Raw genomic sequence first — 23,688 nt, 5'->3', positions numbered from 1 at the left:
TTTTTTTAAAAATAACGAATACACCTAACATTGACAGAGTTTGCTGTCGGTACTTTTAAACTCATTACGCTTAGTCCGGTTGAAAAATCAATGGTTTTGACTGTGGTCGCATCATTTTCAGTTGAACTCCAATAAACGGTATTGGCAAAATTGCCAAGGTTTTGTTGGTGTAAATTGGTATAAAGCAAAGCTAATTCATTTTCTGTAGGTAAAAACCAATCTTTTCTACCATTTAACACATAGCCTAAAGTTTGTTTGGCGGCCACCGTTCCGTTGTTTAAATTACTGCAAACTACCGGATTGGTATAAAAATCGGTCAGTGCATCATGAAAATTCAATATCGCTCCGGAATTGTACAAGCCTTTCCCAATAGCTGGGCTTTGTGAATTTGCAATCGTTGAATTGGCACAACCCCATTCAAAATAAGTCAAATCGACTGGTGCTACTTCAGCATATCGCCAACCTTCACTATAAGAACCTTTGTCGTAAAATACAATTCCTCCCGCCGGACCTTCGTCACCAATAGCATAAGTTTCTATGTCTTGGCAGGTCTTTTTCAGATTGATGTTTTTAGGTGGATTTACAATGGTTATTTCATCACCCGTGAATATTATTTTTCTATTGATGTTCCAATCTAAAGCAATTTGGGATGTGCCTTCTAAATTGATGTTGATGTGAAGTTCGTCATTGATAAAAAGGAATGACCAACTTCCGATATACATCTGATTGTCGTAATAAAACTTTATGGTTCCGTCAATATTGACATCAAAATAACCGCTTAAATATTTGTTGTCACCTAAGGCGTCATATTGGATTTTCCAAACACATGGCACTAATGTTCCTGCACTTGAAGTGTGAAATAAACTACCGCATTGGGCGATAATATCTTCCCTGGAACAGCTGTCAATGGCCAATTTCAGTTCGGTATTGTTGTTTACAGTAAATTCGGTTCCGTCTGCAAGCGTTGTTGAAATGGGATAACTGATGCTTAAATATTGGTCAGCGGGCAGCACACCAAGATAAGCACTGAAATTATCATCGCCAATGATAGTGACAGAACCAACAGGCTCAAGATTTGAATTGTAAATAACCAAGTGTAACGGGTAAATAAAATCAATGCAAACAATGTCTACCAGAGGGTCATCTTCCTCGTTGGTTATGCGTTCCAGCAAATTGAACAACTCGTCATCTTTCTGAATTAAGTCTTCAGCATTTGGAACAGTCAGACTTTGATTATCGTCAAGGTCTTTACAGCTGTTGATGGTAAGGGCTAAAAAGAGTAGTGTAACTATTTTTAAAAAAGGGTTTAATTTTTTCATAATCATTAGCATTTTATAGAAAGTAATTAAATGTCAAAAAGGTTGCGTCAGCGATTACTCATAATAGTAAAACTTCTCTGTGGTCACATTGTTATTGGTTGATATTATATGCGTTATATAATTCTCATTGTTGAAAGTTGTAATGCTGTTGTCTTGCTGATAATAATAATTTCCGGTGAAAGCCAAATTTCTCAGCTCATTTGATTTTATGATTATGTTGTTCAATTCATTGACTGATTTTAGCATATTCGCAGGCATTGAATTTGGATAATACTGAAAAGTTGTAGTTACACCAGCCTCATTTACAGAAACCAGCTTTTGATTCTGGATGTTGGCATTGTATTCATAATCTTCAATTTGACCAGTGGTAAAACTATAGGCGCTGAAGTTTTCCTTAAATAACAATCCTGCGGTGTTTTTGGTAAATGTTCTGAATGTAACCATTTCGGCAGTTTCATCATTGTAATGTTTTGAGTCAACTGTACCATCAACATTGTAGACATAAGTAAAGAATAAGGCCGAAATCGGTTCATAAGTATGTCTTCCGACAATCCTTCCCTGAGAATCATAGTTTTCTTCATGATGTTCAGCTAATTCACCTGCATTTGTAAAAACTTTTATCGTTTTTGTCAGTCCGTTGGTAGTAACTACAGTCCTGCGCAAAAATTGATTTTGATAATCAAATGTGGAATCGGCAACGGCCTGATTATTTTCAAAATAAGTTACTTTCCTGTTGTTGGAAGTTGGGTTGCCGGTGTTGGTATAGAAACTTTCAATCTTTGCAAGATTCATTTCTGTAGTATCATCTGTAGCGTCACTGCTGTTGTCACATGAGGCAAATAAGGTTAGGATGCTTCCTAAAACGAATAGATTTTTAGCTTTCATAGTATTTTTTTTGGTTTATATTTAATAGTGTATGAAAGTCAATAAGGTTGCGCGACCGGATAGTTAAAAATCAAAAACCCTGATTCAAAGTACTGAATCAGGGCTTTATCTATAATTAACCACAATTATTCCGGCTCACCGACGAGATGATTTATAATCATCTGTCTGGATGAAGACTAAAAAAAATGAAAAGGTTGCGTTGATGATGAAAATAAAAAAACCAACTCAGTAATGAATTGGTTTTTTCTATTAAATTATATTTTTAAAGCGTTATAGTTTTCGTTTGGCCTGCCAGCCACCCGATTCAGAAGCGTCATTTGACCAACCACCGCTTATGGTATTGCCATTCATTTGTCCACTAAAGCTGCCACCTTCAAATGTTCCCCATAATGCACTGCCACCAAAGGTGCCATCACAATTAAAGACGCTGTTACCTTCATCCGATTTTGCCCATCCGTCTACGATACTTCCTTCAATAACCACATTGAGCACACCTGAGTCATCGCCGCTGTAAGTGCCTACATAGCATCTGCATAAAGAGTTGTGGAATTCTTTTAGAATCGCCATTCGGGCATTTGCATGTCCGCTGATGTTTATGTTGCTTACCGTTGGGTTTGAGCCGTCACCGTTAACGCTAAAATCAAAAGAATTGCTTCCATTGGTAAATGTCAATCCCACAATGTCGAAATCTTCAGCCACTTTTTCAGCTGCCGTGTACGTTTTTGATGAACCGTTGATGGTTAGTGTTGCAGTAGCTGTTTCGCCGTTGTACACATCAATGAATACAGTTCCTGATGAGCCGACAAAAACACCTTTGTAGATTCCGAAACTGCTGTCGTCGTATTGGACTTTTGCATCTGGCGTATCAGATAAAGGCGGTCCGGAGGAATCATCGCTGGAGCATGAAAGAAATAACGAACTGAAAATTAGGGCTAAAAATAGTTTTTTCATAATGATACATTTTTATGGTTAGTTAACTTAAAGTTAGTCAGATGATTGTGTTTGGCGAAATAAAATCGTTTAAATGTTATTTTTTTCAGTTTATTTAAAAATAAAAAACCCAACTCAGTAAAGAGTTGGGTTTTATTATGAATTAATATAAATTGGATTAACCTTGTGGAGCATCTTTTTTCTCTTCTCTTGGAGGTCTTGGCAAAAGTGCTTTTTTCGACACTTTTTCTTTTCTGGTTTTAGGGTCAACACCTAAGTATTTTACCATAAACACATCACCCATTTTTACAACATCGGCAACGTTTTCAGTTCTTTCCCAAGCCAATTCAGAAACGTGTAATAAAACCTCATTTCCTGGAGCAGCTGTATATTCTACAACAGCACCAAAATCTAACATTTTGATTACTTTCACTTCGTAAGCTTCACCAACAGTTGGTTTGAAAATGATAGAATCAATTTTCGCCAATACTGCTGCAATTCCGTCCGGATCAGTTCCAAGAATTTCAACAACACCTTGTTCGTCTACTTCGTTAATAACGATAGTAGTTCCCGTAGCTTTTTGTAATTCCTGAATCACTTTTCCACCAGGTCCGATTAAGGCACCAATGAAGTTACCAGGAATGGTTCTCATGATGATTTTCGGAGCGTGTTTCTTAACGTCAGCTCTCGGTGTAGCAATAGTTTCAGTCAATTTACCTAAAATGTGTAAACGACCGTCACGTGCCTGACCTAAGGCTTGTTCCATAATGTCATATCTCAATCCTTCGATTTTGATATCCATCTGACAAGCGGTGATTCCGTCTGCTGTTCCAGTTACTTTGAAGTCCATGTCACCCAAGTGATCTTCGTCACCTAAGATATCTGAAAGAACCGCAAATTTCTCACCGTCAGTAATCAATCCCATAGCAATACCCGAAACCGGTTTTACCATTTGAACTCCGGCATCCATCAACGCCATAGTACCGGCACAAACAGTAGCCATAGAAGAAGAACCATTAGATTCTAAAACTTCAGATACAATACGGATGGTATAAGGACAATCTGCAGGAATCATATTTTTTAAAGCTCTTTGAGCTAAGTTTCCGTGACCAACTTCTCTTCTTGAAGTTCCTCTTAAAGGCTTGGCTTCACCAGTTGAGAATGGTGGGAAATTATAGTGTAAATAGAATTTTTCTTCACCTTGTTCTGATGGAGAATCAATTTGGTTGGCTTCTCTTGAAGTTCCCAAAGTTACGGTAGCCAAAGCTTGCGTTTCTCCACGGGTAAATAAAGACGAACCGTGAACTGATGGTAAATAATCAGTTTCACACCAGATTGGTCTGATTTCAGTAGTTTTTCTTCCGTCCAAACGGATCCCTTTTTCAAGGATTACGTTACGAACCGCTTCTTTATTGGTTTTGTAGAAATATTTTCCAACCAATCCGGCCAAGTCAGCGTTTTCAGCATATTCTTCTTCAGTAAACAAAGCTTTACACTCTTCTTTTACTGCTGCGAATTTTTCGCCTCTCTCACTTTTGCCTGAAGCTTCCTGAGCAATAGCATAACATTTGTCATAGGCTGCTGCTTTTACTTTTTTGTAAACTGCTTCATCTTCCACTTCACCTTCATAAGTACGGATTTCTTTTTTACCAAAAGCTTCCTGTAATCTTAACTGGGCGTTGATTTGAACTTTGATTGCTTCGTGTGCAAATTTGATGGCTTCCACCATTTCAGCCTCTGAGATCTCTTTCATTTCACCTTCTACCATCGCAACCGAATCCAAAGAAGCACCAATCATCATATCAATATCTGATAATTCTAATTGCGCTCTGCTTGGATTGATTACCAATTTTCCGTCGATACGTGCCACACGTACTTCAGAAATTAAGTTGTAGAAAGGAATGTCGGATACAGCCAAGGCAGCTGAGGCAGCTAGTCCGGCTAATGCATCTGGCATCACGTTTTCGTCATGCGACATCAACTGAATCATCACCTGGGTTTCGGCGTGGTAATCATCCGGGAATAACGGACGTAAAACACGGTCCACCAAACGCATGGTTAATACTTCGCTGTCACTCGGACGGGCTTCTCTTTTGAAAAAACCACCCGGAAAACGTCCTGCAGCGGCAAATTTTTCACGGTAATCTACCGTTAATGGTAAAAAGTCTACACCAGGGTTTGATGTTCTTGCTGATACGGCTGTTGCTAAAAGCATACAGTCGCCTAATCTAACAACAACAGAACCGTCTGCTTGTTTGGCTAATTTACCTGTTTCGATTGTGATGGTTCTTCCATCCCCTAAATCGATTGTTTCTTGGGTTACTTTTGGAATCATAAAATTAATTCGTTTAAACAATTAGGTTAGTTGTGTTGTAGTTGTTGTAGTAGTTGTTTGTAACCCAATGAAAAACCGAAACTTTTCTTTTTATTTTTTAAAACAAAAAGAGGCGCGTAGGCACCTCTTTAGTTATGTATTACTTTCTAATACCTAATTCTTTGATGATCTCACGATATCTGTTGATGTCTTTTTTCTTCAAGTAGTCAAGAAGACTTCTTCTTTTACCTACCAAAAGAACTAACGAGCGCTCAGTGTTATAATCGTGACGATTTTTTTTCAAGTGCTCAGTTAAGTGAGAGATTCTAAATGTGAACAAAGCGATTTGTCCTTCTGCAGATCCAGTGTTTTCTGCTTTTCCTCCGTGTTTAGCGAAGATTTCTGCTTTAACTTCATTAGTTAAGTACATGCCAATATTATTTAAATGATTATTATGTATGAATTAAGGTTTTCCTAATTCGTGTGCAAAGGTAATTTTATTTTTTGATTAGGCAAATAAAAAGAGCGCAATAACTTAAAAAAGTTTGGCAACTTCCTCATTTACAAACTCTAAAAATCGTTCGTCGGCTTCCGTAAACGGATCAATCACATGGCTGTCAATATCGATTTGCCCAATGTTAATGCCATTTACAAATAACGGCACGACGATTTCCGACTTTACGGTAAAGCTGCAGGCGATATAATTATCCTGTGCGGAAACATCCGGAACGACAAAGTTGGCATTGGATTCGGCCACCTGGCCGCAAATGCCTTTTCCAAACGGAATTACCGTATGATCCGTTTCGGCGCCAACGTATGACCCGAGGTGTAAAGTTTTGTTGTCGTGATTGGCAAAATAAAAACCAACCCAATTGTAGTAATCCACATTGTCCGACAGGAATTGGCAAAGCCTTTTCAATTTCAAATCTCTTTCGACATTGGTTTCAGAAAGTATGGCAATGACCTGTGGTTTTAAGTTTTCGAAATTCATTTTCAATTTTTTATGCAAAAGTAACGACTGCACTTTTTTTATTTTATATAAATTTGTTAAAAATTCCATTTTGAAAAACCTAGTGCTGCAATACAAACCGTTTTTACTTTTTCTGGGGAAGTTTTTGCTGACGTATTTGGTTTTAACCATCATTTACCAATCTTATCTGAACCGGTTTAATGTGGAAAGAAATGAAATCGATTCGTTTTCACAATTGGTGGCCAATCAAACCCAATCGGTCTTGACTTTGTTTGATGCCGGTGCCTATATCGAGTCACACGGAAAAGAACCCAGCATCAAAATCATATACAAAGGCAAATATATTTCCCGCATTATTGAAGGTTGCAACGCTTTGAGTGTGATTATCCTGTTTATTTCATTTGTAATCGCTTTTACCGGAGAATTCAAAAAAACCATCATTTTCATACTGCTCGGAAGTGTTTTAATCCATATCCTGAATATTGCCCGAATTGCTTTGCTTTGCGTTGCATTATATAGTTTTCCGGAATATGAACACATTCTCCATGGTGTTATTTTTCCGTTGATTATCTACGGAATTGTATTTTTGCTTTGGGTTATTTGGGTCAATAAATTTTCATTACATGCTACAACAACTCCTAAAAAATAAGACACAACTGTTTTGGGCTTTTTTTCTGACTCTGCTTCTGGTTTTAATCAGAGTGTTTGAAGACCAATTGTTTTATGATCCGTTTCTGGCTTATTTCAAAACGGAATATGCACATTCAAAGTTACCGCAATTCAATGTCTTCAAGCTATTTTTCAGTTTAGGCTTTCGATTTTACATCAATTCTGTTATTTCCCTGTTTTTGTTGTACGTCATTTTTAAGGATAAAAAAATCGTCAAGTTTTCGATGTTACTCTATATGATTTTGGGTTCCATACTGATGATCAGTTTCATCTTTGTGCTGACATTCTTTGGAGAAGAAAACAAAATGACACTATTTTATCTCAGAAGATTTTTAATCCAGCCTATTTTTATAATGCTTTTTATTCCCGGTTTTTATTACCAAAAAAGAATAAGTTAATTTTAAGGAAAGCTTTTTCGTATTTAATTATCTTTGCAACATGAATTTTAAAAAGCACATAAGTATTTTAACCGCCTTGCTGATATTGGTTTCCAATTCGGGTCTGGCGTTTACGGTGCATTATTGCGAAGGGAAAATAGCCTCAGTTTCTTCTGTTTTTTCACAGGAAGAGGTTTGTGATGAACCGGTTGTGGTTGAAAAAACCTGTTGTGCCAAACCTGAAACAACACACAAAAAATGTTGTTCTGACAAGAAAATAAACCTTAAAAACAAAACCGAGAAAATCATCATCAAGACGATTTCCCTGGATTTTGAACCTGCTTTTTTCTCAGAATATAGCAGCCATACTTCTGCTGCGGTTCAAACTGCGAAAATCTCAAATGAGAATGCGGCTTTCTATTGCGATTCCAATGCACCGCCGCTTTACAAACTCTACTGTCAATACACTTTTTACGCCTGATTTAATCTGAATTCCGTTCGGATTCTCATGGCTTATGCTGAGAATCATTTGAAATAGAATTAATTTTAAATCAACAAACAATGAAAAAAACACTGTTATTCCTAACGCTGTTGTTTTCTGTCTTAAGCTTTTCACAAGAAACTTTAAAACAGGATACTTTGAAAACCGTTAAGGTAGAAGGCAGCCGAAAGGGAATAAAAAAATCACTCAATGTCACGGCCAATACGACTTTGGTTACGAGTAAGGAATTACTCAAAGCCGCATGTTGTAACTTGGCAGAAAGCTTCGAAACCAATCCGTCAATCGATGTGAATTTTTCGGATGCTTTAACCGGAACCAAACAAATCAAAATGCTTGGGCTGACCAGTCCGTATATCATGATTACCGAGGAAAATATTCCTTCGGTTCGCGGTGCTTCGCAGGCTTATGGATTGTCTTTTACACCCGGGACCTGGGTAGAAAGCATCCAAATCACCAAAGGTGCCGGAAGCGTTGTCAATGGTTACGAAAGTATTTCAGGCCAGATTAACACCGAATTGATTAAGCCGATTGGCGATATTCCATTTTTCGTAAATGCTTATGGTGACACCGGAAGCCGTTACGAATTGAATACCCATTTCAACAAAAAAGTTTCCGATAAATGGTCGACGAGCTTGTTTGTTCACGGCAATGCACGCGTTTCCAAAAACGACATGAACGACGATGGCTTTATGGATAATCCGTTAGGCAAACAATTTAACATTGCCAATCGTTGGCAATACAACAATCCGGAAACCGGTTGGGTTTCGTTTTTGAATGTCCGCTATATGAACGACAAAAAACAAACCGGTCAACTCGATTTTGATCCTGACAGAGACCGATTGACGACCAATTATTGGGGTTCTGAAATCAATACTGAGCGTTTGGATTTCTCTTCTAAGATTGGTTATGTCTTCAAGGAAATGCCATACCAAAGCATCGGTTTTCAAAATGCCTTTAGTAGCCACAATCAGGAATCTTATTTTGGATTAAACCAGTATGACATCAAACAGCAGAGTTATTATTCGAACCTGATTTTCAATTCGATTATCAGCAATACGATGCACAAGTTTGCTACAGGATTGAATTTCTCTTATGACAAATATGCTGAGTTTGTAAATCTGGCTGACGTAAGCAGGATAGACAATTCGGTTGGGGCATTCTTTGAATACACTTTTGATGACAACGATAAGTTCAGTTATATTCTCGGCGGACGAATCGATTACCACAATAGGTTAGGAGCATTTTTTACCCCAAGATTGCACGTAAAATACAATCCGTGGGACAAAGCCGTATTGCGTTTTTCTGCCGGAAGAGGAAAGCGTGCGGCGAATATTTTTGCCGAAAACCAAAATCTTTTTGCCAGCTCCAGAACCTTTTCGGTTTTGAATACCAATGGAGAAATCTATGGTTTAGATCCTGAAATTGCCTGGAATTATGGGATGAGTTTTACCCAGAATTTCAAGCTGTTTGGCATGAATGCCGATACGACGATTGATTTCTATAGAACCGATTTCCAAAACCAAGCAGTGGTTGATGTGATGAATTCACCACAAGAAGTGTTGTTTTATAATTTGGATGGAAAGTCCTATGCCAATAGCCTGCAGTTTGATTTCAATCTCGAAATCATCAAGCATTTGAATTTGAGAACAGCCTATAAATATTATGACATCTCGACAGATTATATTTCGGGAAGTTATCAAAGACCTTTACAGGCCAAACACCGTTTCTTTGGAAATGTGGAGTATGCCACACACATAGTGGAAAAAGGACGACAATGGAAATTTGATTTTACCTGGAATTGGTTAGGCAAACAACAGTTGCCCAATACGTCGACCAATCCGCATCATGACCAATTACCAGAGTTTTCACCTTCATTTTCTACGATGAATACGCAAATTACCAGAACTTTTTCGAGTACATTTGAAATGTATATCGGTGGAGAAAACATAGGGAATTACAGTCAGCACAAAGCAGTTTTGGGGGCTGATAATCCTTTTGGCCCAACTTTTGACACGTCAATTGTATACGCGCCGGTATTCGGAGCGATGTATTACGCAGGATTAAGATTTAAAATAAAATAAAAAATTAAAATATAGATTATGAAAAATATAGTTTTAGGAATGTTGTTGCTTTTTGTTGGTTTTACAACTCAGGCACAAGACAAGAAGAGCAAAAACGCCAAGTACAATATTGAAGTCAACGGCAATTGTGAAATGTGTAAAAAGCGAATTGAAAAAGCGGCTTTTTCGGTTTCAGGCGTAAAGAGTGCCGATTGGCATATTGACGATCACACATTACACTTGATAATCAATGAAGAGAAATGTTCGGTGGCGGATGTCAAAAAAGCCATCGCCAAAGTAGGTCACGATACCGACGACGTGAAAGCGACGGAAGAAGATTATAACAAACTTCACGGTTGTTGTATGTACGAAAGAAAATAATTTTAAAAACTCCTTAACTTTTAAGGAGTTTTTTTATGCTTATTTTTGTCGAAAATCACTTCGCTTTGAAAACATTTTACACTTTTATTTGCCTCTTCTTTTTTGTTATTGGATTTTCACAACAAACCAAGCAAGACCAAAGGATTTGGTTTGCTTATGCCGGACAGTATAAAGTTTCCAACCATTGGGGTTATCATATCGAAGCCCAATTCAGGATGGACAATCAGCTGGAGCAAAACCAGCAGAATCTGTTCAGATTGGGAGCCGTTTATTTTCTTTCACCATCACAAAACATAACTGCCGGTTATGCCTTGGTCAATACGTTTAGCCAGGCAGCGGATGATTTTTTTAAGGAGAATCGCCTTTGGGAACAATATCAAATCAATAAGAAATGGCACAATGATAAAAATGTCATGACTCATAGATTTCGATTGGAACAGCGTTGGGTGGAAAAAATCGCATTGGTTGCCGATAATGTGGTTTCGATGGGTTTTGATTACCAAAACAGATTGCGGTATTTAAATCGGAATGTATTCCATCTCGTGAGTTTGAAATCGACCAATGAGGAAATTTATTTAGTGTTGCAAAATGAAGTTTTTCTGAATTTAGGCAATAATGAGGTTAATGGGAAATTCTTTGACCAAAACCGCTTTTTGATTGGGTTTGGCCTGAATTACAACAATAACATCCGATTAGAACTAGGTTATCTCAATCATTATGTGACTTCTTCTGTTTCAGATGATGCAATGAACCATACGGTTTCGATTTCCTTAATTCAAAATCTAGTGTTGCAAAAACATTAAAATTAGAGGTTATCCCAAAAAAAAGCACTAATTTCACGCTCGAATTTTTTACCCACTAATTTTATAATCCATGAGTGATTTTGATTGGATGCAATTGCTGAATCCCGAGTTTTACATAACCATGTCTATTGGCGGTGTAAAGATTGGTCTTTGGATTGTATTATTTATTGTATTTGCCGAAACAGGTTTATTTGCAGGTTTCTTTTTGCCTGGCGACAGTTTGCTTTTTTTAGCCGGAATTTACAGCCGTGATTTAGTGGAGAATTTCACTTTTATCAAGAGTGATTTAATTAATGTGATTTTATTATCAGTGCTGGTTGCCGTTGCTGGAATCCTTGGGAACATGGTTGGCTATTGGTTTGGTTCCAAAAGCGGTTATTACCTGTATAAGAAAGAAGACAGTGTTTTGTGGAAGAAAAAATACCTTATCCAGTCTAAGGATTTCTTTGAGAGATATGGTGGAAAAGCTATCATTTTTGCCCGTTTCCTGCCGATTGTAAGAACATTTGCGCCAATAGTGGCGGGAATTGTAAATATGGATAAAAAGAAATTTATGTTCTATAACATACTGAGTTCTTTTCTTTGGTCATTCATCTTAATCTTTTCAGGACATTATCTGTATGGCATGTTCTTAGAGAAATTTGATGTTGATTTGAAACACCATATTGAGAAAATTGTAATCGGTATAATATTGCTTTCGACTTTTCCGGTGTTCCTTAAAATGATAAAAAAACACCCTAAAGAGGAAACCCAAGAATAAAAAAAGCCTCAGGAAATTGAGGCTTTTTAATATATATACTTTGTGTTTTTTTAGTTCAAATTTTGAACTTTGAATTACATCATTCCCGGCATTCCGCCACCCATTGGCATTCCGCCGCCGGCCGTTTCTTCCTTGATTTCCACCAAAGCACATTCGGTAGTTAAAATCATTCCCGAAACTGATGCTGCATTTTCCAGTGCTACACGCGTTACCTTTTTAGGATCGATGATTCCTGCTTTTAGCATGTCTACATATTCGTCAGTTTTGGCATTGTAACCAAAATTGGCTTTTCCTTCCGCTACTTTAGCCACTACTACTGAACCTTCCAAACCGGCATTTTCAACAATAGTTCTTAATGGCGCTTCAACGGCACGAGATACAATCTGGATTCCGGTTGCTTCGTCAGCGTTGTCCGCTTTGATGTTGCTCAAAACCGATTTGGCTCTCAATAAAGCCACACCGCCACCGGCAACGATTCCTTCTTCAACCGCGGCGCGGGTTGCGTGTAAAGCATCATCCACACGGTCTTTTTTCTCTTTCATTTCTACTTCAGAAGCAGCACCAACGTAAAGTACAGCCACACCACCGGCCAATTTAGCCAAACGTTCCTGTAATTTTTCTTTGTCGTAATCTGAAGTTGTAGTGTCCATTTGGGCTTTGATTTGGTTCACACGATTTTTGATCATGTCCGCATCTCCGGCACCATTTACAATGGTTGTATTGTCTTTGTCGATGGTTACTTTTTCTGCTGTTCCCAACATTTCCAAAGTTGTATTTTCTAAAGTATAGCCGCTTTCTTCAGCGATTACCGTTCCACCGGTTAAGATGGCAATGTCTTCCAACATGGCTTTTCTTCGGTCACCAAAACCAGGTGCTTTTACAGCTGCAATTTTCAAAGCACCACGCAATTTGTTTACTACCAATGTCGATAATGCTTCACCATCAACATCTTCCGCAATAATCAATAATGGTTTTCCTGATTGTGCCACAGGCTCTAATATTGGCAATAATTCTTTTAAGGAAGATACTTTTTTGTCGTATAAAAGAATGTATGGTCTTTCTAATTCAACCTCCATTTTTTCAGGATTGGTCACAAAATAAGGCGATAAATAACCTCTGTCAAATTGCATTCCTTCCACAACATCTACATAAGTGTCAGTTCCTTTGGCTTCTTCAACCGTGATTACACCTTCTTTGCCTACTTTTCCGAAAGCAGTAGCGATTAACTCGCCAATCACTTCGTCATTGTTGGCCGAAATAGAGGCAATCTGTTTGATTTTTTCAGAATCGCTGCCAACAACCTGAGCTTGTTTGCCAAGGTCGGCAACAATTGCTTCAACTGCTTTGTCGATTCCGCGTTTCAAGTCCATTGGATTGGCTCCGGCGGCTACGTTTTTCAAGCCTTCTTTTACGATGGCTTGTGCCAAAACCGTTGCGGTTGTTGTTCCGTCACCCGCTAAGTCATTGGTTTTGGAAGCCACTTCCTTTACCATTTGAGCGCCCATGTTTTCCAATGGATCTTTCAATTCAATTTCTTTAGCTACTGTAACACCGTCTTTGGTTACATTTGGTCCGCCAAATGATTTCCCGATGATTACATTTCTTCCTTTTGGTCCTAAAGTCACTTTAACTGCATTCGCTAAGGCATCAACACCACGTTTTAAACCGTCGCGTGCTTCAATGTCGAATTTTATATCTTTTGCCATTTTTGTATTTGTTTATTTTTAAAATATTGAATTAGATAATTGCTAAGATGTCATCTTCGCGCATGATTAAATAATCTTTGCCATCGAACTTTAAATCGGTTCCGGCATATTTTCCGTATAAAACAGTATCACCAACTTTAACCGTTAAAGGTTCGTCTTTTTTACCGTTTCCTACTGCTACCACTTTTCCTTTTTGTGGTTTTTCCTTAGCAGTATCGGGAATGATGATTCCGGAAGCTGTTTGTGTTTCGGCTGCTGCCGGTTCCACAATCACTCTGTCTGAAAGAGGTTTAATATTTAATGCCATAATGTTATATTGTTAGTGTTATTAAATTGCTTTCCTTTTTTCAGAAATTGTGCCAAGCCTTTGTAACTGCCATTTTTTCCTAAAAAAAATGCCAGCATGTCAGCGCTGGCATTGTGATAAAGATAACTCTTTATTATTTTTTTTCTTCCGCTGGTTTAGCCGGAGTAGTAGTTGTTGGTGTTGTTGGAGCAGCAGTTTTTGGAGCTACTTCTGTCTGGTCGATAACTTTTGAATCTGATTGACCAACCATGCTTGGGAAACTGATGCTTGATAATAAAATCAAAACAATTAAAATGGTTGCCAGTGTCCAGGTACTTTTATCTAAAAAGTCAGTTGTTTTTTGAACACCACCAAGCATTTGAGATCCGCCTAATGAAGATGATAAACCACCACCTTTAGGATTTTGAACCATCACAGCGATGATTAATAAGAAACAAACTAAAGTTATTGCTGCTAAAAAAATAGTAAACATGATATATTGTAATTAATTGTTATTCTGTTGTAAAATTCTAATATCCGAAATTCGGTCTGCAAAGAAACTACTTTTTTCCGGATATTTCAAAATTAATATTTCATAAGCTTGTATTGCTTTGGAATATTTTTTTTGTTCCAGATAAACCCTGGCCAATGTTTCGGTCATCAGATAGGAAGTATCTTCGGCAATTGGCTCTATTACCGGGATGATTGCATCTTTGGCAATCGGGGAAATTTTCGGATTGTTCTCAATGAATTTGTCGATTAATTCGATTTTTTTCTTCTTTTCTTCGTCTGCCGGGCTACTATTTTTAGAAGTTTCCTCTCGGAGGATTGGTTTTAATCTCGACAATTGCAGCCATTCCTGGAAAGAGTGTTTTTCGTCTTTGGAGAATTCCAAAGGTTTTCCAATGGCCAATTTTTCTTCTGCTTTTTGTTCTTCCGAAGTTGTGGCTTCTTTGATGGAAGTCAGAATCGATTGTTCCAAAGGGTCAATGACAACCGGTTTGTATTCAACAACGACTTCTTCGATTCCCACCACATTCATGTTCATCAACTCTTCGAGTTTCTTTTCATACAAACCTTTTTGTACTGATACAAAAGAATCTGAAGTGATAAAGTCAAATAAAATGCTTCGGTCTGTGGTATAGGCAGCTGAAACTTTGAGCGCATAATTATAATTAAAACTATCCTGATTGTACAAATGCTTTAATTTCAACACACGCGCACTTTGAAAATAGGGAAAAGCGCTCAGCACATTGTCCAAGGTTTCCGCATACTTATCGTTGATAGCATCGGGTTTGTTAAGTAAGTAGGTGTAATCAGTTAAATTCATAATTGTGTATTCGGTTATTTGTGTATTTGGTTATTCGTTAGACAAATGACCAAATCATCAAATTAACAAACCTACCATTTAGCTAAGGATTCATTAAAAATATCCTGAGTGATTCTTTCAAAAATAATATCTATGTAGCCGTTGAGTGTTGCGCCAGTTGGTAATTCATTGCCTTGATAGTCTTGGTAAAATGAAAATCGCTTTTCGAAATTATCACTTTCTTTATTTTTGTTAGTGAAACGAACCATAACTGAAATAGTCAATCGGCTTTCTGCTGCTTTTTGGTCGGCTGTAGCAGTCATAGGTGATATTCTGTAATCTACTATTTCACCTTCATACAACAAATCTCCGTTGGAATTCGTCAGATTCAAATTGGTTTGATTCTGAATTAAGTCCTGCAGTTTTAAAGTGAATGTTCGCTCAATTCCAGGTTCAACCAATTCAGAATTGTTCTGAAAATAGTTCACCTGAAAAGTATCAGCGTCAATTTTCCCTGTTCCGGTAAAATTGTAATGGGAACAGCTATTGATGCTGAAAGCGATTAGAATGAGAAGGGAAAGTTTTAAAAATTTCATAACAATATTAACTGGGCTAAAGTAATTCTTTATTTTAAATTATGGCAACACATCGCCTTGGTAGTAATATTTGGCCGTAACATAAGTGTTTTGGAGAACGTTCATGTTATAGAAACTTTGGGTTTGCGTAACCGGTAAGCCATTGGAATTAAACTCGTAGGCATAAGTTGCATTTTCAACGTCATCAAAAGTTTTGGCAATGATATTGTTGCTGGAAGAAGTTCCGTCTGTAAAAAACCATGGATCGTAAATTGATTTTGCTTTTAGGATCGCCATAACACCATGTTTTATTGGATTTGTGTGGGAATCATAAGTAAAAGTTTTCCAAGAGTCAACAAAAGGGCCGTGAAAATCATAACTGATTAAATTCCCATCGGTGTTATAGTTACAGTTGTAATTGGTTATGTATTGGTCAACAGCGTCATCATAGGTGTTTTGTGCTTGCTTCAAAAGATCATTGGAACCCAGTTCACATTCTAAAGTATTGAAGCCATTTACATAAAAATATTTGTGATCATAATAGCTGTAATTGTAATCGGCACTATTGATTTGATGCACAAAACCGGAACTGTCATAGGTGATGTTATAAGTGCTGTTGATGGTCCCATTAGTGTTATAGGTAATATTTTGAACAAGATTTCCTTGAGCATCATAGACAAACTTTTCGATTGGAGTGCCATCGGCTTTGACGATATCGGTTAATAATTCATCCGAATTAAAAAGCCAGCGCGTTTCCCCATTTAGACCGGGCATGAAATCAACTCTAACCAATTTACCATTGCCGGGTTCGGCTGCGGAATCGTCATTGTTGCAGGAAATCAGGATGAATATTGAGAATAAAAGAAGGCCAAACTTTTTCATAATGAGCATTTTAGTACTGTAAAAATAGAGAAAATATTTTTTACAAATCGAACTGTTTTATCTTGCGGTAAAGTGTTCGCTCTGAAATCCCCAATTCATCGGCAGCAGCTTTGCGTTTGCCTTTGTTTCGGTCTAGAGCTTTTTTAATCAGTTCCAGTTCTTTGGCTTCCAGGCTTAAGGTTTCTTCCTCTTCGATGGTTTCAGCCATTAGATAATCTGAATCGTCTTCGTCATCAAATTCCTCTTGGTGAGACTGGTTTTGCGGAGGAATTACATTAACGCGTGGCTCTTCTTCAAACGAGATTTCGCTCTCTTTTGCCGCCGAACCGTATACTTTTTGAATCAGACTTGGATTGATATCCTGTACTTTGGTGCCGTTTTTCATCAGTTCCAAAGTCAGTTTTTTCAAATCATTCAAATCGCTTTTCATATCAAAAAGCACTTTGTATAAAATATCCCTTTCGTTGGCAAAATCACTGTCTGATTTTCTTCCGCCAATCACTGAAGGCAAAGTGCTGCCTTCAATAGGCAAATAAGACTGTAAAGTAGCCAATGAAATATCGCGATTGGTCTCCAAAACGGAAAGCTGTTCGGCTACATTGCGCAGCTGACGGATGTTTCCACTCCAACGGTATTTTTGTAAAAACTGAACCGCATCATCACTCAGCTTGATCGGTGGCATTTTGTATTTATGGGCAAAATCGGCCGCAAATTTTCTGAACAACAGATGAATATCGTCTTTTCGGTCTCGTAATGGAGGCAAAGGAATATCAACGGTGCTCAATCTATAATATAAATCCTCACGGAATTTTCCTTTTTCAATGGCGTCAAACATATTCACATTGGTTGCGGCGACAATTCTAACATTGGTTTTTTGTACTTGTGACGAACCTACTTTGATAAACTCACCATTTTCCAAAACACGAAGCAATCGAACCTGTGTCGTCAGTGGCAATTCGCCCACTTCATCCAGGAAAATTGTTCCGCCATCGGCGACTTCAAAATAACCTTCACGGGCATTATTGGCTCCGGTAAAAGCGCCTTTTTCGTGACCAAAAAGCTCACTGTCAATCGTTCCTTCCGGAATCGCACCACAGTTTACCGCAATGTATTTGCCGTGTTTTCTGTGGGAAAGGGAATGGATAATCCTTGGAATGCTTTCTTTACCAACACCACTTTCACCCACAACCAATACCGAAATATCCGTAGGGGCAACCTGTATGGCTTTTTCAATGGCACGATTGAGCTTCGGGTCGTTCCCGATAATCTCAAAGCGTTGTTTTATATTTTGAACTGATTCCATTTAGACTTAATTTATTGCATATCAGAATACCCAACCGCTTCACCGATAAGCGTTGCAGTGGTACAATCAGTTACTTTTACCAAAACAAAATCTCCGGCTTTATAATCTCCTTTCGGGAAAACGGTTACCACATTCTCTGAGTTTCTGCCGCTCCAGTGTTGGTCTGATTTTTTAGATTCTTTTTCAATCAGGATTTCTACGGTTTGACCCAAGAAGCGTTTGGTTCTCTTTTCACTTAATATTTGTTGCAAGTCGACTACTTCCTGTAAACGTCTTTGCTTTATTGCTGAAGGAATATCATCTTCCATTTTTCGGGCAGCCAAAGTGCCTGGTCTTTCAGAATAAGCAAACATATAACCGAAGTCATATTCCACATATTCCATCAAACTTAAAGTGTCTTGGTGATCTTCTTCCGTTTCTGTTGGGAAACCGGTAATCATATCCTGGGAAATAGAACAATCAGGAATGATTCTTTTTATTTTATCCACCAACGCCATGTATTCTTCGCGGGTGTGTTGGCGGTTCATTTCTTTTAAAATTCTCGTACTTCCGCTTTGAACCGGTAAGTGAATATAGTTACAAACGTTATTGTATTTGGCAATCACATGCAACACTTCTTCGTGCATATCCTGCGGATTTGAAGTTGAAAAACGGAAACGCATTTTTGGGAAAGCAATCGCGCATAGTTCCAATAACTGAGCAAAATCAGTCGCGGTCGCTTTTTGCATTTCAGTGGCTTTGTCGAAATCTTTTTTCAAACCGCCGCCATACCAAAGGTAACTGTCGACATTTTGACCCAAAAGACACACTTCTTTAAAACCTCTGTCCCATAAATCTTTGATTTCTTCCAAGATGCTTTGTGGCTCACGGCTGCGCTCACGGCCACGGGTAAAAGGCACTACGCAAAACGTACACATATTGTCGCAACCACGCGTGATGGAAACAAAGGCATTCACACCATTACTGTTCAAACGAACCGGGGCAATATCGCCATAGGTTTCATCTTTGGAAAGGATAACATTGATAGCATCGCGACCTTCTTCTACTTCTTTTAAAAGATTCGGTAAATCCTTGTAAGCATCAGGACCAACGACCATATCGACGATTTTTTCTTCTTCCAGGAACTGGCTTTTCAAACGTTCCGCCATACAGCCCAAAACACCTACTTTCATGCCCGGATTGATACTGTGTTTTACCGCATTGTATTTCTCCAAACGCTTGCGCACGGTTTGTTCTGCCTTGTCACGGATAGAACAGGTGTTGACCAAAACTAAGTCGGCTTCTTCCAGATTCTGGGTAGTGTTATAACCTTGTTCGGTCAGGATAGACGCTACAATTTCGCTGTCCGAAAAATTCATCGCGCAGCCATAGCTCTCTATAAATAGTTTCTTAGTGTTTCCTTCCTTATGTTCCAGTACCATGCTGGTACCTTGTTTTTTCTCGTCGATTTCCTTTTCCATAATTTTATTTCACTTTCGGGGAGCAAAGATAATACTAAATTATAAAATATGACAAGATGGCAGAAACGGTTTAACAAAAGTTTTGGAGCGGGCAGTCAGGGTGTGTTTGGAATCCTTTTTCCCACTGTCCGCTAAGCACGGCATCGCTTCCATCAGGGCTAATTGCCTGGCGTCTTTTGTGTTGGGAAAAATTTAATTCAAAAACAGTAAAAAAATCACACTATATATTAAGGTATAATCTGAAAAAAGAAATGCCAATCATCGGAAAAAAGTGCAATAAAACGGTTTTTTAAAAAAAACAATTACTTTTGTCGGCACAAACAAATGGGTTATGGCAAAGAATTTAGTTATCGTGGAGTCGCCGGCAAAGGCAAAAACAATCGAAAAATTTCTGGGGAGTGATTATCAGGTAGAGTCCAGTTATGGGCACATTGCCGACTTGCCGTCTAAAGAAATAGGAGTAGATGTTGAGAACGGATTTAAACCCAAATACGAAGTCTCTTCCGATAAAAAAGCTTTGGTTACCAAATTAAAAGGATTGGCCAAAAACGCCGAAATGGTTTGGTTGGCTTCCGATGAGGACCGCGAAGGAGAAGCCATCTCATGGCACTTAGCGGAAGAATTAAAGTTGGACAAAAACAAAACCAAAAGAATTGTTTTCCACGAAATCACCAAAACAGCCATCCAAAAAGCGATTGAAAATCCACGTGGAATCGATTATAACTTAGTGAATGCCCAACAAGCCAGAAGAGTTTTAGACAGATTGGTTGGTTACGAACTTTCACCAGTTTTATGGAAAAAAGTAAAAGGCGGTTTGTCTGCCGGTCGTGTGCAATCGGTTTCGGTTCGTTTGATTGTCGAACGCGAAAGAGAAATCCAGGACTTCAAAGCCGTAGCTTCTTATTCGGTTACTGCCGAATTCACCAACGAAGCTGGAAAAGTAGTAAAAGCCAAATTGCCAAAAAACTTCGCTACCAAAAAAGAAGCAGAAGACTTTTTGCGCAACAATATCGGTTCAACTTATAGAGTAGCCGATTTAGAAACCAAACCCACAAAGAAAACACCGGCTGCACCATTTACAACGTCTACATTGCAACAGGAAGCGGCCCGTAAATTATATTTACCCGTTGGGATTACGATGCAAATCGCCCAGCGTTTGTATGAGGCCGGACTCATTACTTATATGAGAACGGACAGTGTGAACCTGTCGCAGGAAGCCATGGCTGCTGCTCAAGCAGAAATCACCAGTTACTACGGAAAGGAATTCAGTAAGCCGAGAAATTTCAATACCAAATCAAAAGGAGCGCAGGAAGCACACGAAGCAATCCGTCCGACGGATATGTCGCGTCACAGCGTGAATGTAGAAAGAGATCAAGCCCGTTTATACGAATTGATTTGGAAAAGAACTTTGGCTTCGCAAATGAGCGACGCCGAATTGGAAAGAACCAATGTAAAGATAGAAGCGAATAATCACAGTGAAGTTTTCCAGGCCACCGGAGAAGTCATCAAGTTTGAAGGTTTTCTAAAAGTATATTTAGAAGGAAGCGATGACGATGATGAAGAACAGGAAGGCATGTTACCGGCTTTGAAAGTCAATGAAAAATTGGCCAACAACAATATCACGGCAACCGAAAGATACACGCGTCCGGCGTCGAGATATACTGAGGCTTCTTTGGTAAAGAAACTGGAAGAATTGGGAATTGGTCGTCCATCGACTTATGCGCCGACGATTTCTACGATTATCAATAGAAACTACGTTGAGAAAGGAAACCTGGAAGGCGTAGAAAGAAAATATGTGCAGTTGACCCTGAAAGACAGTAAGGTTGACGAAAAGATTTTAAAGGAAAACACCGGTTCCGACAAAGGGAAATTGGTGCCAACAGATATCGGAACGATTGTAAATGACTTCCTGGTGAAAAACTTCGAAGCTATTTTGGATTATAATTTTACCGCCAAAGTAGAACAGGATTTTGACGAAATCGCTGAAGGGAATATTGACTGGGCGAAAATGATGCAGGATTTCTACAATAAATTCCATCCGAATGTGATTGAAGTAGAGAAAAATGCCGACCGTGAAAGCGGAGAAAGAATCCTTGGAACTGACCCAAAATCAGGGAAACCGGTATCGGTTCGTTTAGGAAAATTTGGTCCGATGGCGCAAATAGGTGAAGCGGATGATGAAGACAAGCAATTTGCGAGTTTGCGTCAAGATCAGAATATCGGAAACATTACTTTGGAAGAAGCATTGAATTTATTTCTGTTGCCAAAAAATCTTGGACAATATAAAGGTGAAGATGTTGAAGTGAGCAATGGCCGTTTCGGACCTTATGTTCGTTTCGGAAAACAATTCATTTCATTGCCAAAAGGTGAAGATCCATTGGATGTAACGATGGACAGAGCACAGGAACTGATTAATGAAAAAGCCAAAGCTGATGCACCGATTGCGGTGTATAAGAATATGGATGTTCAAAAAGGCGTTGGTCGTTTTGGTCCATTCTTAAAATGGAACGGTATCTTTATTAATGTAAATAAGAAATACAACTTCGATAATCTGTCACAATCCGATGTGGCCGAATTGATTGAGGAAAAACTACAGAAAGACATCGACAAAGTCATTCACAATTGGACAGCAGAAGGGATTTTGGTGGAGAAAGCCCGTTGGGGAAAATCAGTAATCACCAAAGGGAAGATCAAAATTGAATTGAACAAAGACATTGATGCCTCCAAATTGACTTTGGAACAAGTTCAGGAAATGATTGAAAAGAAAACACCTGTAAAAAAAGCAGCAGCGAAGAAACCGGCTGCCAAAAAAACCGCTACTAAAAAAACTACCGCTAAAAAGAAGTAAACTATGGAATTCGATTTTCTGTCGCCGATTGATCATGAGATTATACAATATATAAATGGATTGTCTTCTCAACACTTGGGAAGTAAAGTCGCGTTTCACACGGAGAAGGATTTTCCGGATACCGATAAAGTAAAGATTGCGGTTATTGGCGTTTTAGAAAATAGAGGCAATTTAAAAGCTTTTGACGAAGTGAATCTAAATGCCATTCGCAAAGAGTTATACAGTTTGTTTCCGGGGAATTGGCAAAGTTCTATTGCCGACTTGGGAGATATACTTCCGGGGAATTCATTGGAAGATACTTTTTTTGCCTTACAGAAAGTTTGTACCAAATTAATCCGCAAAGGCGTCATTCCGATAGTAATTGGCGGAACGCAGGATTTGACTTATCCTTTATACAGAGCTTACGATAGTTTGGAGCAAATGGTCAATCTGGTTTCCATTGACAGCAAGTTTGATATTGGCAAACAGGAAGAAGGCATTACCTCGGGTTCTTATTTATCCAAAATAATATTAGACGAACCCAATAACCTGTTCAACTTCAGTAATATTGGCTATCAAACCTATTATAATTCACAGGAAGAGATTGATTTGGTGGAAAAATTATATTTTGACGCCTACAGATTAGGAGAAATTTCTAACAATATTGCCTTATCTGAGCCAGTTTTTCGTGATGCAGACATAATTAGCATAGATTTAAATTCTGTAAAGTCCTCAGATTCAGGAAATTTAATTAACTTTACTCCAAATGGATTTGACGGAAAAGAAATCTGTAGTCTATCAAGATATGCCGGTATAAGTGACAAGGTTAGTTCTTTAGGTATATTTAATCACAACAATAGTAAAGAGGAATCGGTTTTGATTGCTCAAATGATTTGGTATTTCATAGAAGGTGTCAATTATCGTTCTAATGAATATCCGTTTGGAACCAAAGAAAATTATTTAAAGTATATAGTTCCGCTGGAGAACGAGGAGTTGATTTTCTATAAAAGCAATAAAACAGACCGTTGGTGGATTGAAATAAACTTTTTTGCAGGACAACACAATAAATTGAAAAAAAATACGTTATTACCTTGTTCGCATGATGAGTATTTGGCTGCCTGTAACCATGAAATACCCGAAAGATGGTGGAAAGCGCAACGAAAAAACAGCATTTAACAGAAAAATAAAAAAGAATATAAATAAAAATTAGAAAATAACGTAACCTATCACTTACAAAAATAGATAAAAAGTGTATTTTAACAGATTTAAAGTGCATTTTGTCGATAAAAAGTTTTTTTAATAACTTTTTAAATTCTATTTTTGGAAAGTGAAATTATAGATATAAGGCAAGCATAATAAAATTTAATACT

Annotated in this window: 23 protein-coding genes; 9 read left to right on the top strand and 14 right to left on the bottom strand. The window is 38.1% G+C overall.

Translation table 11 applies throughout. From position 1 onward, the window contains the following. Positions 1-5 precede the first annotated feature (5 nt). The 6 genes from P1K33_RS03500 to P1K33_RS03475 all read right to left on the bottom strand — a co-directional run bounded on the left by P1K33_RS03500 (position 6) and on the right by P1K33_RS03475 (position 6,439). Positions 6-1,319, bottom strand: a complete 1,314-nt coding sequence (locus tag P1K33_RS03500; RefSeq protein ID WP_284651474.1) for an Lcl C-terminal domain-containing protein — start codon at positions 1,317-1,319, stop codon at positions 6-8. 54 nt (positions 1,320-1,373) lie between these two features. Beyond that, positions 1,374-2,204 (bottom strand): hypothetical protein, encoded by an 831-nt coding sequence (locus P1K33_RS03495; protein WP_284651473.1) that lies wholly within the window; start codon positions 2,202-2,204, stop codon positions 1,374-1,376. 270 nt (positions 2,205-2,474) lie between these two features. Next, a complete protein-coding gene (locus P1K33_RS03490; protein ID WP_284651472.1) occupies positions 2,475-3,155 on the bottom strand; it encodes a hypothetical protein in 681 nt (226 codons plus the stop codon). A gap of 157 nt (positions 3,156-3,312) precedes the next feature. Then, positions 3,313-5,469 (bottom strand): polyribonucleotide nucleotidyltransferase, encoded by a 2,157-nt coding sequence (locus P1K33_RS03485; RefSeq protein ID WP_284651470.1) that lies wholly within the window; start codon positions 5,467-5,469, stop codon positions 3,313-3,315. 139 nt (positions 5,470-5,608) lie between these two features. Next, positions 5,609-5,878, bottom strand: a complete 270-nt coding sequence (gene rpsO, locus P1K33_RS03480) for a 30S ribosomal protein S15 (RefSeq protein ID WP_162127217.1) — start codon at positions 5,876-5,878, stop codon at positions 5,609-5,611. A gap of 105 nt (positions 5,879-5,983) precedes the next feature. Next, entirely contained in the window at positions 5,984-6,439 is a 456-nt protein-coding gene (locus tag P1K33_RS03475) for an XrtF-associated fRMsr-like GAF protein (RefSeq protein ID WP_284651469.1), read from the bottom strand. Positions 6,440-6,509: 70 nt separating this feature from the next. On the opposite strand from P1K33_RS03475, the gene xrtF reads away from it, so the two are divergent. The 7 genes from xrtF to P1K33_RS03440 all read left to right on the top strand — a co-directional run bounded on the left by xrtF (position 6,510) and on the right by P1K33_RS03440 (position 11,970). Further along, positions 6,510-7,067 (top strand): exosortase family protein XrtF, encoded by a 558-nt coding sequence (gene xrtF / locus P1K33_RS03470; protein WP_284651468.1) that lies wholly within the window; start codon positions 6,510-6,512, stop codon positions 7,065-7,067. Continuing rightward, the gene (locus P1K33_RS03465) at positions 7,042-7,485 is read left to right on the top strand and encodes an exosortase F system-associated membrane protein (protein ID WP_284651467.1); all 444 of its coding nucleotides are present in this window, start codon (positions 7,042-7,044) and stop codon (positions 7,483-7,485) included. Before xrtF ends, P1K33_RS03465 begins: the two co-directional genes overlap by 26 nt. A gap of 40 nt (positions 7,486-7,525) precedes the next feature. Further along, positions 7,526-7,945, top strand: a complete 420-nt coding sequence (locus tag P1K33_RS03460) for an HYC_CC_PP family protein (RefSeq protein WP_284651466.1) — start codon at positions 7,526-7,528, stop codon at positions 7,943-7,945. Positions 7,946-8,025: 80 nt separating this feature from the next. Next, complete coding sequence (locus P1K33_RS03455; protein ID WP_284651465.1) at positions 8,026-10,047, top strand: TonB-dependent receptor plug domain-containing protein; 2,022 nt, start codon at positions 8,026-8,028, stop codon at positions 10,045-10,047. 18 nt (positions 10,048-10,065) lie between these two features. Next, on the top strand, positions 10,066-10,407 hold the full coding sequence (locus tag P1K33_RS03450; RefSeq protein WP_284651464.1) for a heavy-metal-associated domain-containing protein: 342 nt from the start codon (positions 10,066-10,068) through the stop codon (positions 10,405-10,407). Between the two features lie 65 nt (positions 10,408-10,472). After that, positions 10,473-11,210, top strand: a complete 738-nt coding sequence (locus tag P1K33_RS03445) for a DUF2490 domain-containing protein (protein ID WP_284651463.1) — start codon at positions 10,473-10,475, stop codon at positions 11,208-11,210. Between the two features lie 70 nt (positions 11,211-11,280). After that, positions 11,281-11,970 (top strand): DedA family protein, encoded by a 690-nt coding sequence (locus P1K33_RS03440; RefSeq protein WP_284651462.1) that lies wholly within the window; start codon positions 11,281-11,283, stop codon positions 11,968-11,970. Positions 11,971-12,044: 74 nt separating this feature from the next. On the opposite strand, the gene groL is transcribed toward P1K33_RS03440, so the two are convergent. From groL to miaB, 8 genes are all read right to left on the bottom strand, one after another. Continuing rightward, a complete protein-coding gene (gene groL, locus P1K33_RS03435) occupies positions 12,045-13,676 on the bottom strand; it encodes a chaperonin GroEL (protein ID WP_284651461.1) in 1,632 nt (543 codons plus the stop codon). A 31-nt stretch (positions 13,677-13,707) separates the two neighbouring features. After that, entirely contained in the window at positions 13,708-13,983 is a 276-nt protein-coding gene (locus tag P1K33_RS03430; RefSeq protein ID WP_121311772.1) for a co-chaperone GroES, read from the bottom strand. Positions 13,984-14,116: 133 nt separating this feature from the next. Further along, positions 14,117-14,455 carry a preprotein translocase subunit SecG gene (gene secG / locus P1K33_RS03425; protein ID WP_284651460.1) on the bottom strand — a complete coding sequence of 113 codons (339 nt, stop codon included), beginning with the start codon at positions 14,453-14,455 and terminating at the stop codon, positions 14,117-14,119. A 12-nt stretch (positions 14,456-14,467) separates the two neighbouring features. Next, positions 14,468-15,292, bottom strand: a complete 825-nt coding sequence (locus P1K33_RS03420; RefSeq protein ID WP_284651459.1) for a tetratricopeptide repeat protein — start codon at positions 15,290-15,292, stop codon at positions 14,468-14,470. A 71-nt stretch (positions 15,293-15,363) separates the two neighbouring features. Next, positions 15,364-15,867, bottom strand: a complete 504-nt coding sequence (locus P1K33_RS03415; RefSeq protein WP_284651458.1) for an LptE family protein — start codon at positions 15,865-15,867, stop codon at positions 15,364-15,366. Positions 15,868-15,906: 39 nt separating this feature from the next. After that, complete coding sequence (locus P1K33_RS03410; protein ID WP_284651457.1) at positions 15,907-16,728, bottom strand: hypothetical protein; 822 nt, start codon at positions 16,726-16,728, stop codon at positions 15,907-15,909. A 40-nt stretch (positions 16,729-16,768) separates the two neighbouring features. Beyond that, complete coding sequence (locus tag P1K33_RS03405) at positions 16,769-18,031, bottom strand: sigma-54 interaction domain-containing protein (RefSeq protein ID WP_284651456.1); 1,263 nt, start codon at positions 18,029-18,031, stop codon at positions 16,769-16,771. 11 nt (positions 18,032-18,042) lie between these two features. After that, positions 18,043-19,491: a tRNA (N6-isopentenyl adenosine(37)-C2)-methylthiotransferase MiaB gene (gene miaB, locus P1K33_RS03400; RefSeq protein WP_284651455.1), complete on the bottom strand. Its 1,449-nt coding sequence runs from the start codon at positions 19,489-19,491 to the stop codon at positions 18,043-18,045. A gap of 331 nt (positions 19,492-19,822) precedes the next feature. Here miaB and topA point away from each other — a divergent pair, with 331 nt between their 5' ends. Beyond that, positions 19,823-22,339: a type I DNA topoisomerase gene (topA, locus tag P1K33_RS03395; RefSeq protein WP_284651454.1), complete on the top strand. Its 2,517-nt coding sequence runs from the start codon at positions 19,823-19,825 to the stop codon at positions 22,337-22,339. 3 nt (positions 22,340-22,342) lie between these two features. Continuing rightward, positions 22,343-23,494, top strand: a complete 1,152-nt coding sequence (locus P1K33_RS03390; protein ID WP_284651453.1) for a formimidoylglutamase — start codon at positions 22,343-22,345, stop codon at positions 23,492-23,494. Positions 23,495-23,688: the final 194 nt, after the last annotated feature.

This window comes from Flavobacterium terrisoli (assembly GCF_030167905.1).
In the GTDB taxonomy this organism is placed as follows: domain Bacteria; phylum Bacteroidota; class Bacteroidia; order Flavobacteriales; family Flavobacteriaceae; genus Flavobacterium; species Flavobacterium terrisoli.
This window is presented reverse-complemented; position numbering and strand designations above follow the sequence as displayed.